Source organism: Paenibacillus sp. SAF-068, from assembly GCF_051967555.1.
Lineage (GTDB): Bacteria > Bacillota > Bacilli > Paenibacillales > Paenibacillaceae > Paenibacillus.
Genome location: NZ_JBQCJX010000001.1, coordinates 519,643 through 531,608 on the forward strand (window position 1 = coordinate 519,643; position 11,966 = coordinate 531,608).

6 protein-coding genes are annotated in these 11,966 nt (G+C 46.3%); all 6 read left to right on the top strand.

What is annotated here, in order from left to right; genetic code table 11:
* Window positions 1-253: 253 nt before the first annotated feature.
* The 6 genes from ACTHPG_RS02140 (at window position 254) to ACTHPG_RS02165 (ending at window position 11,898) form a co-directional block, all read left to right on the top strand.
* Entirely contained in the window at window positions 254-2,071 is a 1,818-nt protein-coding gene (locus tag ACTHPG_RS02140) for an APC family permease (RefSeq protein WP_440387439.1), read from the top strand.
* Between the two features lie 345 nt (window positions 2,072-2,416).
* A complete protein-coding gene (locus ACTHPG_RS02145) occupies window positions 2,417-3,379 on the top strand; it encodes a carbohydrate ABC transporter permease (RefSeq protein ID WP_091033725.1) in 963 nt (320 codons plus the stop codon).
* The gene (locus ACTHPG_RS02150) at window positions 3,376-4,197 is read left to right on the top strand and encodes a carbohydrate ABC transporter permease (protein ID WP_440387440.1); all 822 of its coding nucleotides are present in this window, start codon (window positions 3,376-3,378) and stop codon (window positions 4,195-4,197) included. Before ACTHPG_RS02145 ends, ACTHPG_RS02150 begins: the two co-directional genes overlap by 4 nt.
* A 389-nt stretch (window positions 4,198-4,586) precedes the next feature.
* On the top strand, window positions 4,587-5,945 hold the full coding sequence (locus tag ACTHPG_RS02155; RefSeq protein ID WP_440387441.1) for an ABC transporter substrate-binding protein: 1,359 nt from the start codon (window positions 4,587-4,589) through the stop codon (window positions 5,943-5,945).
* Between the two features lie 438 nt (window positions 5,946-6,383).
* The gene (locus tag ACTHPG_RS02160) at window positions 6,384-11,552 is read left to right on the top strand and encodes an S-layer homology domain-containing protein (protein ID WP_440387442.1); all 5,169 of its coding nucleotides are present in this window, start codon (window positions 6,384-6,386) and stop codon (window positions 11,550-11,552) included.
* 133 nt (window positions 11,553-11,685) lie between these two features.
* Window positions 11,686-11,898 carry an immunity 17 family protein gene (locus tag ACTHPG_RS02165; protein ID WP_440387443.1) on the top strand — a complete coding sequence of 71 codons (213 nt, stop codon included), beginning with the start codon at window positions 11,686-11,688 and terminating at the stop codon, window positions 11,896-11,898.
* Window positions 11,899-11,966: the final 68 nt, after the last annotated feature.

Sequence of the window (11,966 nt, forward strand, 5' to 3'; positions counted from 1 at the left end):
ACGCATACATCAAGGAAGTGGTCTTGGGTTCATTGAACCGAAGGCCATTTCCTTTTTTTTGACGAGCAAACGCCGTTTTGGTTCAAAAAAGATCAAATTGCTGAAAAAGGATGGCTTTGTTATCGATTATTGAATCGTAGAATGCATTATCACGCGCTGGCGAATTTCGGGTGAAATGACGTATTGTCAATGGCTCCGCGATTTTGCATAATAACAATGCTTCACAGATGAGAGACGGAAGGAAGTTATGATCATGCTTGGCAAAATGAAGAGAATCTTAATAGGCAAGCCAATGAAATCGGCTGAACTGGATGGAGAAAAATTGGGGAAATGGAAGGCACTTGCCATCCTCTCCTCTGATGCCCTATCGTCCGTTGCCTACGGTACGGAACAGATTTTGCTGGTGCTCGTTGCGGCCGGATTCGCCGCCCTTTGGTACTCTGTTCCGATTTCGATCGCCGTGCTGGGATTACTCGTCATTTTAATTTTTTCCTATCGCCAGACGATATTTGCTTATCCAACAGGGGGCGGCGCTTATATCGTAGCCAAGGATAACCTGGGTACAACATCCAGTCTGATTGCCGGAGGGTCTCTGCTGGTCGATTATATTCTGACCGTTGCAGTAAGTTCGTCCGCAGGCACCGATGCGATTACGTCGGCGTTTCCTATGCTGCATGACTACAGTGTTGTGATTGCACTCATTATGATTATTTTTCTAACCATTATGAATTTGCGGGGAGTGACGGAGTCAGCGTCTGTGCTGGCGATCCCCATCTATCTGTTTATTTTTTCGATCGCGGTTCTGATTATCTCGGGCGGAGTCAAATTTCTTGCCGGGGGCATGGAAGCAGCTGCACCTGAATTCGGAACAAGTCTATCCCATGTGAGTATGTTTCTGTTACTGAAAGCATTCAGCTCTGGCTGTTCGGCCTTGACTGGCGTGGAAGCGGTAAGTAACGCGATCCCGAACTTCAAGCAGCCTGCCGAGAAAAATGCCGCGGGTACATTACTGCTTATGGGTTGTATATTGGGAGCGATGTTCATCGGCATCACCTTACTGGCTTATGGGTACGGAGTGAAGCCTGATCCCAAAGCTACGGTTATTTCCCAGATTGCCGAAGCAACGTTTGGCAGAGGCACGATGTATTTTATCATCCAGGGTGTAACGGCGCTGATCCTGTTCCTGGCAGCGAACACAGCATATTCGGCTTTTCCGCTACTATCCTTCATGATGGCGAAGGATAAATATATGCCGCATGCATTTATGGTCAGAGGAGACCGCCTTGGTTTCTCAAACGGAATCATTTTTCTCAGTGTGATGTCTGCGTTATTGGTGGTCGGATTCAAGGGAAATACGGAAAGCCTGATTCCGCTCTATGCGGTAGGGGTGTTCATTCCATTTACCCTCTCACAGCTCGGCATGATGATTCGCTGGATCAAAGTCAAACCGTCTGGTTGGCAGATGAAACTGCTGGTTAATACCGTCGGTATGCTGACCACGCTATCCATTACGCTGATCTTTATTTTCACCAAGTTCACACAGACATGGGTCATCTTCATCTTTTTGCCGCTCGTTGTCTATGTGTTCATGCGTATTCACCGTCACTATTGCAACATTGCCGATGAGCTGCGTATTGATATCCAGGTGGATAAGCCAGCCAAAAAAGGCAATACCATTGTCATTCCAGTTGCGGGCATTACGCGGGTCGTCATGAATACGATCAGTTACGCCCAGACGATGTCGGATCACGTGGTCGCACTGTACATCGGATTCGATGATGAGGCCATACGCAAGATGGAGCAGAAGTGGGAAGAGTGGAATCCAGGCGTTCGTCTGGTTGTGATCAAATCGAGGTACCGCAGCATTATGGGGCCGCTCAAGAAATTCATTGATACCGTAGAGTGGAAAACGGCTGAGACCGATCACATCACCATATTGATTCCGCAATTCATTACCAGACACTGGTGGCAAAATGTACTGCATAACCAGACCAGCTTCATGATTCGGGCTTATCTGATCAATTACAAAGACGTGATTGTCACCACGGTGCCCTATCATCTGAATCGTTAACTCGAACGGTTAATGGCTTCACCCCGTTTTGGAAGAATTACAGATTATTGTAAAATGAGTCGCGTTCCTTAATAGACAAACGTTCATATTCCATTTACACATCGAACCGCTAGGATATCTCCTCAAAAGGAGTGTTCTTGCGGTTTTTTGTGATGAGATCCGGTCCGGATACCGCTCTCGAATGGATGCATATTTGCGTAAAGTCCCTTGTCCATGATTAACGTTACGTTGATTCAGAATGAATTTTGCTGTGACATTCGACTCTTACACTAGATAACGTGGTGCTGAAGTGGATATAACATTTCACACACACTGAATGCGTGAAACAAGGGGGAAGAAAATCCGATGAGTGAGCTTGATAACCGGATCAGCTTGCCCGCTGCCAAGCGGCGTGTATCCGGTACGAGTGAGCGCCGGACAGCCTCGCTGCGTGTGCAGCGAATGCGGGAGAATATGCTGGCCTATGGTTTCCTGGCACCATCGCTGCTTTTGTTTGCAGTGTTTCTGTTTTACCCGATGTTTAAGTCCGTGTATCTCAGTCTGCATTCCACAGATCCGACGGGGCAGATTGCGGCTTACGTGGGGCTGGACAACTTCAAGGCGGTGTTCCAATCGGGATTGTTTATGCAGGGCATGAAAGTGACCTTACTATTTGTCCTGTTTACAGTACCTACGGGTATGCTGGCTGCTCTGATTCTGGCTGCACTGACCCACAACCGGTTCAAGGGAATGCGTGTATTCCAATTTGTATTCTCTCTGCCCGTGGTGTTATCCGTCGGCTCGTCAGCGGTGATCTGGAAGTTTCTATTCCATCCGACCCTGGGCATGCTGAATTATCTGCTTGGCAAAGTAGGCATTGACCCAATTCCCTGGCTTACCAGCCCGGACTGGGCACTGATCTCGATCTCCATCATGACGATCTGGATGAACCTCGGGTTCAACTACATTATTCTATCCAGTGGTTTGGCTGGCATTCCGGATGAAATCTATGAGAGTGCCAAGATCGACGGCGCAGGACCTTTGCTGACGTTTCGCAAAATCTCGATGCCGCTACTGTCACCAACGTTATTCTTTGTTACGGTCGTATCGATCATTGGTGCTTTTCAATCGTTCGGTCAGATCAACATTCTAACCCGGGGTGGCCCGATGGACAGTACGAATGTATTCGTCTATTCCATCTATCAGGAAGCCTTCGTTAATTTCCGCTTTGGTACAGGTAGTGCGCAAGCACTGATCCTGTTCGTGGTGATTATGCTGCTGACCCTGATCCAGTTCAAGTGGGTAGAAAGGAAAGTGCATTACCAATGAGTGCGACATGGACCAAAACGCTGTTGTATATATTACTGACGATCTGTGCAGCACTTGTGCTGTATCCGGTGATGTACACCTTTTTCATGGCCGTGATGACGCCGGAAGATGCGAGCGCTTATCCGCCGCATATCATTCCGAACTCCATCGATCTGTCCAACTTTAGCGAAGTATTCGAGATTGTTCCGATCGGTCGATTTATCGGCAATACCTTTTTTGTCGCAGGACTGACAACACTTGGTCAATTGATTACAGCGAGTATGGCCGCCTATGCTTTTGCGAAAATGCAGTTCAAAGGCAAAAACGTCATTTTCAGCATGTTTGTCGCAACGATGATGATTCCATGGGAAGTAACGATGATCCCGAATTACCTCACGGTTCGCAGCTGGGGGTGGCTGGATAGTTACCAGGGGCTTACCGTACCGTTTCTGGCAACGGCGTTTGGTACATTCCTGCTAAGACAATTCTTCATGCAATTGCCCAAGGAATTGTTCGAGGCGGCGAGAATCGACGGTTGTGGTCATATTCGCTATTTCATATCGCATGTCTTGCCTTTGTCTCGCCCGGCACTGGGTACATTGGCAATCTATTCATTCTTAAGCATGTACAATTCATATCTCTGGCCGTTGCTGGTGACAAATACACCGGAGATGAGAACCGCACAGATCGGAATCTCGATGTTGGAGTTCCAGGAATCCACAGCGTGGAATCTGGTATTTGCCGGAACCGCAATGGTGATTCTACCTTCCTTACTACTCTTGATCTTCGGCTTGAAACAGCTTGTCCGCGGAATGGCCGCAGGCGCACTGAAGGGGTAAGGACAGAAGGTTCTGCAAGTCAATAAGTGTAATGGAAGATCTGAAGGTTTTGATCTTAAGTTTTTAACCTAAAGGTTCTGTATTAAAGATTTTGATTTAAACCTTGTATCTTCGCACAAGGTCTACGGTTTGGATACCAGGAGCGAATAAAATGAGGCTCGCATTTTCAATAAGTCTCTTGAAGAGCTGCAAAAGTAGTGAAGGAGAAGAATCGATTCTGAAGAAGCGAAGCGTTCGCCTTTATGACCGGATTTTCCCCTTTGAGAGGGGGAATGAAAAAAATCCGGGGATAACAGCGATCAAAAGAACGATTCATATCCGGAACGGCCATCTTGCAGCACCTATGCACTTATGATTACGCGAGCCATATAAAAGGAGAGCGATTTCGTTTGAAAAAAAGAGGAACCTTTGCATTAATGTTGGCTGCACTCATGTTGGTCATCTCCGCTTGCGGAACAAAAGCTGAAACAAGCAGCCCGGCGAGTGGAGCTCAAGCCGAAGCGGCTGCCGCCGAAACAACACAACTGACGTGGTGGCATTCCATGTCTGGCGCAGGAGAGAAAGCCATTAACCAGCTCGCTTCCGACTTTAATGCCAGCCATCCGGACATTCAGGTGAAGCCCATCTATCAAGGGAAGTACGATGAGAGTCTGAACAAACTCAAAGCATCCATGGGCTCAGACAGCGGTCCTGACATTATCCAGGTCTACGAGATCGGTAGCAAGTTCATGATCGATTCAGGCATGATTACGCCAGTACAACAGTTCATCGACAAGGATCAGTTCGACCTGTCCCAACTGGAACCAAACATCATCCGATACTACACCATCGATGGCAAATTGAACGCCATGCCGTTTAACACATCGAACCCGATCCTGTACTACAACAAGGATATGTTCAAAGCAGCAGGTCTGGACCCGGAGAACCCGCCGAAGACGTATGAAGAGTTTGAGCAGGCGGCAAAAGCACTTGCGAAGGACGGCAAGCCAGGTGCGTCCATGGCAATCTATGGCTGGTTTATGGAACAATTCATTGCAAACCAGAATGCAGATTATGTAAACAATGGAAACGGAAGAACTGAAGCAGCTACAGAGTCTCTGCTGAACTCCGAAGCAGGCGTGAAGACTTTAACGTGGTGGAAAAAGATGATCGACGAGAAAACCCTCTCCAATCTGGGACGTAGCACAGATGATACAACAGCAGCATTTACAGCTCAGCAGATCGGTATGACCCTCGATTCCACGGCGGGACTGCGCAAAATCGTAGAAGGTTCAGGTGGAAAGTTTGAACTGGGAACAGGCTTCCTGCCTCGTCCAGCAGATGCCAAAGAAGGCGGCGTTGTGGTGGGTGGAGCGAGCCTGTACATCATGAATAACAAATCGGAAGCACAACAACAAGCGGCATGGGAATTCATCAAGTATTTGGCTACACCAGAGGTACAAGCAAACTGGAGCGTTGCGACAGGATACTTCCCTATTACGACAGCAGCCTACAATGAGCAAGTATTAAAGGATAATATGGCGAAGTACCCGCAATTCCAGACAGCAGTCGATCAATTGCACGCTTCCGCGGATTCGACAGCAACATCCGGCGCATTAATGGGTGTATTCCCTGAAGCGAGACAACTTGTCGAAGGAGCGATTGAAACGGTGCTGAATGGACAAGGTACACCACAAGAAGCATTGGATGCAGCAGCCAAACAAATTACGGATAAAATCGCACAGTATAACAGTACGGTGAAGAAATAATTGTAATTGCAGGTTAATTTCACATTACAACCAGATGCGGCGATCACTCCTGATCGCCGCATCTGATTTTGGTTATTTTAACCTGTAAGACTTAAGTTGGGTTTTTCATGATGTATGGAGTCACATGTGTTATCACAAAATGTCGAAAGAAGATATAGTTCATATCTTTTATGTTAGTTTAAATGACGTTAATTAGTTTTTTGTGCACAGGCATGAGAGATATAAGGTTCAAAAAGTCACAAAAAGGACCTATTATTAGTCCTGTTTGAAAGGAAGTTATAAGATTTAGTTTATTTTTGTAATGTACATGTTCTATTTTCTTTCATAATGAAGAAATATTGTTTACACAAGTCTATTATTCAGTTATCTTATATCTGAACTAATGTACAAGCTGTCTGAACAAATGATTGTCAAGTTGAACACATGGGGGTAGGACGAATGAACAACAAGCAATTGAAGTGTTGGGCACAAGGATTTCTGATTTTTGTTCTTATCGTTACAGGTGCTGCACCGATAGGTGGATTAAGTAGCATCGCATATGCAGATGAGGTAAGTGCAGTAACGGAACAGCAGCAAACAACTGATCGGGAGACCTCCATATCAGATTCTGTTCCAGCTCAAGAAGCGTCAGATCTGGAGGGGACAGAGTCTCCGTCTACCGAAGAGAATAATTTGGATGAAATTGAAATTGATGAACCAGCCGAGACGGATAACTCAGAAGTGCAGGAAGCAGAAGGGACTGGAATTATATCCATTGCTGATGCGCGAGTACTTGCACCAAATACAAATGTAGCCGTTTCAGGTGTCGTAACGTACAGTGAGCTTTCTGGAGAATTCACGAATTATTATATTCAAGACGAAGAAGCTGGCATTGTAGTCCGAGCGAAGAATCAAGTTGACGTGGGGGATCGCATTGAAGTATATGGTCCAATTACCCATTACAGTGGACTCGTTCAGATTGAGAAGGATAAGTCAGGTTTTACCGAAGGATACATGAAGGTAACTGAGCAAAATGTAACAATCCCCGAACCTAAAAATATGGTGTCCACAGACTTTGTAAGACCAGCAGATCAAAGTAACAAAGGTCCAGGCGAAAAGTATGAGGGAATGTTTGTCGAAGTAAGAAATATTCAGGTAACACGGGGCAGTAGTTCGACATTCTACGCTACAGATAGCCATGGTGCCGAGATGACGATTTATGCCAAAAATTCTCCTACAGCGCTAACGGTCGGCAAAACCTACGAATATGTGCAAGGTGTTCTGACCTTCAACAGTAATTACGGATTAGAGATTTTACCTAGGTCAGCCTCAGATGTTGTAGAAAATAGCCTGTCTGTGATGGCAAGTGTTCCATCCGGCGGGATTCCCCGAAACAATGAAGTCACATTAACCTCTCCAGCCAAGGGAGCAGTTGTACATTACACCACAGATAATACAGAGCCTACTTCTTCTTCCACTGTGTATAGTAGTCCCATAGGGATTGATCAAGACATCGTAATCAAGGCTGTTGCCATTCTTAATGGACAATCCAGTGCAGTATACACCTTTACGTATCAAATACTTCCTGATAAAGAAAACTTGCGTATTCATGATATTCAGGGCGCAGGACATACCTCTGTTTTTAACGGATACGATGTTAAGGATATTGAAGGTATTGTTACCTCCGTCAGTACCAGCAGTTTTTACATGCAAGAGCTTCCGGATGAAATGGACGATGATCATCGGACATCCGAAGCCATTCAGGTATATAAACCGAGTCATGGAGTTATCGTTGGCAACCAGGTGAAGGTATCCGGCAAAGTTACGGAATATGGTGCGGTTAACGAATTAACCACCACACAAATTACGGCGAATACCATTGTAAAATCGATCGAAAAAGTCGATCTTCCTGCACCTGTGAAGTTGGGTGTCCATGGACGGGTCATTCCAACAGTCATTGATTCGGACTCTTTTGCAGAATTCAATCCCGAGACGGATGCGATAGACTTCTATGAAAGTCTGGAAGGCATGCGTGTTGAACTGGAAAATCCCGAGATTATAGGTCCGTACTCCAGTCAACCGGGTTTGGCTGTTGTTGTGGATAATGGTGAGAACAACCCGCTTCGCACACCTAATGGTGGGGTTATTTTGAACGAGAACAAGAAAGGTGTAAATGAGAGTGATCTCAATCCGCAGCGTCTGTTTATCAGCAAGAAACCTTCCAAAGCCGTAAAAACAGGCGATAAGTTGGATGGTAATGTAATCGGAGTGATGACATACTCTAGCGGCAATTTCAAGGTGAGTCCTGAGGGGAATTTGCCAGCAGTTATCCCGGGAATCACAAAGCAAGCCACTACTTCCATTGAGCAAGCAGCAGACAAACTGACCATTGCCACGTTTAATGTGGAGAATTTCAGCAAAAAAGATGCAACACGAGCCAATAAAATCGGCAAAATCATCGTGGATAATCTGAACACGCCAGACATCATTGGCATTATGGAAGTTCAGGATAACGATGGCGATGCCAACACAGGTACAACAGCAGCTAATGAGAGCTTCCAGACTCTAATTGATGCAATCAAAGCGAACGAAGGACCAACCTATCGGTATAGTGAGATTTCTCCGGAGAATAACAAGGATGGTGGGGCACCGGGTGCCAATATTCGTGTAGGGTTCCTGTATCAACCGAACCGTGTATCGTTGGCTACCGGTATCGGAAAAGGAGACGCTACGACAGCGATCACAGTCAAAGCTGACGGCAGTCTCTCTAACAATCCAGGTCGTATTGCACCGGGAGACGAAGCGTTCGCCAGCTCTCGCAAACCGCTTGCCGCGGAATTTGAATTCAATGGTGAACGTGTGGTGGTGATTGCCAACCACTTCAATTCCAAAGGTGGAGACCTGAAACCGTTTGGAAGCATACAGCCTGCCGCTCGAAGCAGTGAGGTTCAACGTGCGAAGCAAGCTGCATTGGTGAATGGCTTTGTGAAAGATTTACTGAACAAAGACCCTGAGGTAAACGTTGCTGTTCTCGGTGATTTCAATGACTTCCAATTCTCAAATACCTTGAACATTGTTGAGGGTAATGAACTGGACAATCTGGTAAACGAACTGCCAGAAAATCAGCGCTACTCCTACATCTATGACGGTAACTCTCAGACACTGGATCACATCTTGGTGAGTAAAAACCTGACTGAGACAGCAACCATCGAAGTGGTACATGTGAATGCCGATTTTGAGACAGCGGATGGGCGGGTGAGCGACCATGATCCACTACTCGCACAATTAAGTATTGGAAAGCCGGTGGAAGAAGGGGACTTCTACCTGCGTGTACTGCACACGAACGATACCCATGCACATCTGGATAATATTCCACGCCGTGTAACGGCAATCAAGGAAGCGCGCAACGATAACACGTTGGTTCTGGATGCAGGGGACGTTTTCTCAGGCACATTATACTTTAATCTGTTTAACGGTCTGGCTGATCTGGAGTTCATGAACATGATCGGATATGATGCGATGACCTTCGGTAATCATGAGTTTGATAAAGGTCCAAGCGTATTGAAAGCATTTATTGAAAAAGCTGAGTTTCCATTTGTAAGTGCTAATATTGATTATTCAAAAGATACGAACTTACGTAGTTTGTACAACAATAGTATCGGGAATCCGGGTGAGAAAGCCGAGATCTATCCAGCGATTATTACGGAGGTGAATGGTGAGCAAGTCGGTATTTTCGGACTGACGACACCGGACACGGTATCCCTTTCTTCACCAGGCGATGACTTGAAGTTTGCGGATTACAAAGCAAGTGCACAAGCAACTGTGCAGATGCTGCAAAATGAAGGTATCAATAAAATTATTGCTTTGACTCATCTCGGCTACTCAGAGGATCTCAAATTGGCTGAGGCCGTAGAAGGAATCGACATTGTGGTAGGTGGTCATTCACACACCATTCTGAACGCACCCGTTTTGGTAGATAGCCATGCGGAACCAACTTTGGTTGTGCAAACCGGGGAATATGACGTTTCTCTTGGTCAACTGGATGTTACGTTTGATGAAGCTGGTATATTGAAGAAGTGGAAAGGCAAATTGTTGAGTCTGGATGCCAAAGATGCTGCCAACCAATTTATCTATGCGGATGATGTGGAAGCCGCAAACAAGCTGAAAGAATATGCGCCTCAGTTGGAAAAATTCAAGAAAACCGTTATCGGTAAAACGAATGTCTTCCTGGATGGAGAACGTGGCACTGTACGGAAACAGGAAACCAATTTAGGAAATCTGATGACAGACGGCATGCTGGAGAAAGTGAAATCCATTGTGCAGGAGAACGATGTCAAAGGATACGTCGCGATCCAGAACGGCGGTGGCATTCGAGCTTCATTCCAGACAGGTGATATTACGCTGGGTAATCTCCTGACTGTGATGCCATTCGGGAATAATCTGTCTGCGTTGAAAATGACGGGCAAGGAAATCACAGCTGCGCTGGAAAATGGAGTAAGTGGTGTGGAAACGGGAGAAGGGCGCTTCCCGCAAGTGGCAGGCATGCGGTTCTACTACGATTCCACGAAACCAGGCGAGAAAATTGATGCCACGACCAACACCGTAACTCAAGTTGGTCAACGTGTAGTCAAAGTTCAAATTAAAAATGCAGATGGGACGTACTCGGATATTGATCCGAATGGTTATTATATCGTTGCTACCAATTCATTCATGGCTAATGGTGGAGACTTCTATCGCGCTATGAGAACGGCGAAAGATGATAATCGATTCTACGAATTGAATATTGTCGATTATGAAATCTTCCATGAACATCTGGACCGTGTAGGTACAGTCGATCAAAAGACGGAAGGACGCAGTACGGATTTGAAGGGAGCGCCACTTCCGGGAGACGGGAATGGAAGCAATCCTGGTAATGGGGGCGGTAATAATGGAAGTAATCCGGGCAGTGGTAACAGTGGTGGAGGGTCTACAACACCTACTCCGCCTGTAACTCCAACCACACCGACTACACCAAGCAATCCTACGAACCCAACTACGCCAACCGGTCCTGATAACGGGGGAGGTACGAATCCGACCACTCCGGTCGTAGAACTGAAAGATATCGGGAACCACTGGGCCGCGGGTGCTATTGAACAGGCCATTTCCCGGGGAATTGTGAACGGGTATCAAGATGGTAATTTCCGTCCGAATGCACCAGCGACACGTGCCGAATTCATTGTTATGTTGGGCAGAGCATTTGAACTTCCAGCCAGCAACAACAAGACACTGACATTTAAGGATGCTGCCGGGATACCTGCTTGGGCGCAATCTTTTATTGCTCAGGCAGTGGAGCAAGGGATCATTAGCGGGTATACGGATGATACGTTCCGTTCATCCGGCAAAGTAACGCGGATAGAGATGACGGTTATGCTCGTCAGAGCACTCGGTCTTCCGCTACAGTCCAATCCGGCACTGAGCTTTGCGGACGCAGATAAAGTACCGACATGGGCTGTTCCATATATCGCTGCTGCTTATGATGCAGGATTGGTGAAGGGGAAAGGGCAAAATAGATTTAACCCACTCGCCGAAGCAACGCGTGCGGAAGTGGTGACTATGCTATTGTCAGCAAGTGAGTTGCAAAAACAATAAAAGTCAGGATACAGACGGTATAGAACAGCTTGCAGGCTTCCATCTGCAAGCTGTTTTTTTACTAATCATGCCTGTTAATTTTCACCAAGTGAAGGTATAGTAGACAGGATTATATGGAAGGAGTGTTGACGTAATGCAAGATCAACCCGTTTTAATCGCACTATTTGCCATAGCGGCAGGAATCTTTAGTTTGCTCGGAGGAATGAACAACTGGGACTGGTTTATGAAGAGCTTTCAAGCAGGGATCTTTGTGAAGACCATTGGACGGCAGGGTGCAAGAGTGGTATACGGTATTCTCGGTGTTGTCCTGATTATCATTGGTGTACTACTGTTACTGATCGGATAGTTACTGGGAATAATCAAACTCACCAAGGTTCATCTACATATGGTGTTCATTAGCGAAGGCGAAGTAAG

What these genes read in the sequence shown, in the direction of transcription:
- ACTHPG_RS02140 (WP_440387439.1), top strand. Translation starts at nt 254, where the DNA reads ATGCTTGGCAAAATGAAGAGAATCTTAATAGGCAAGCCAATGAAATCG.
- ACTHPG_RS02145 (WP_091033725.1), top strand. Translation starts at nt 2,417, where the DNA reads ATGAGTGAGCTTGATAACCGGATCAGCTTGCCCGCTGCCAAGCGGCGT.
- ACTHPG_RS02150 (WP_440387440.1), top strand. Translation starts at nt 3,376, where the DNA reads ATGAGTGCGACATGGACCAAAACGCTGTTGTATATATTACTGACGATC.
- ACTHPG_RS02160 (WP_440387442.1), top strand. Translation starts at nt 6,384, where the DNA reads ATGAACAACAAGCAATTGAAGTGTTGGGCACAAGGATTTCTGATTTTT.
- ACTHPG_RS02165 (WP_440387443.1), top strand. Translation starts at nt 11,686, where the DNA reads ATGCAAGATCAACCCGTTTTAATCGCACTATTTGCCATAGCGGCAGGA.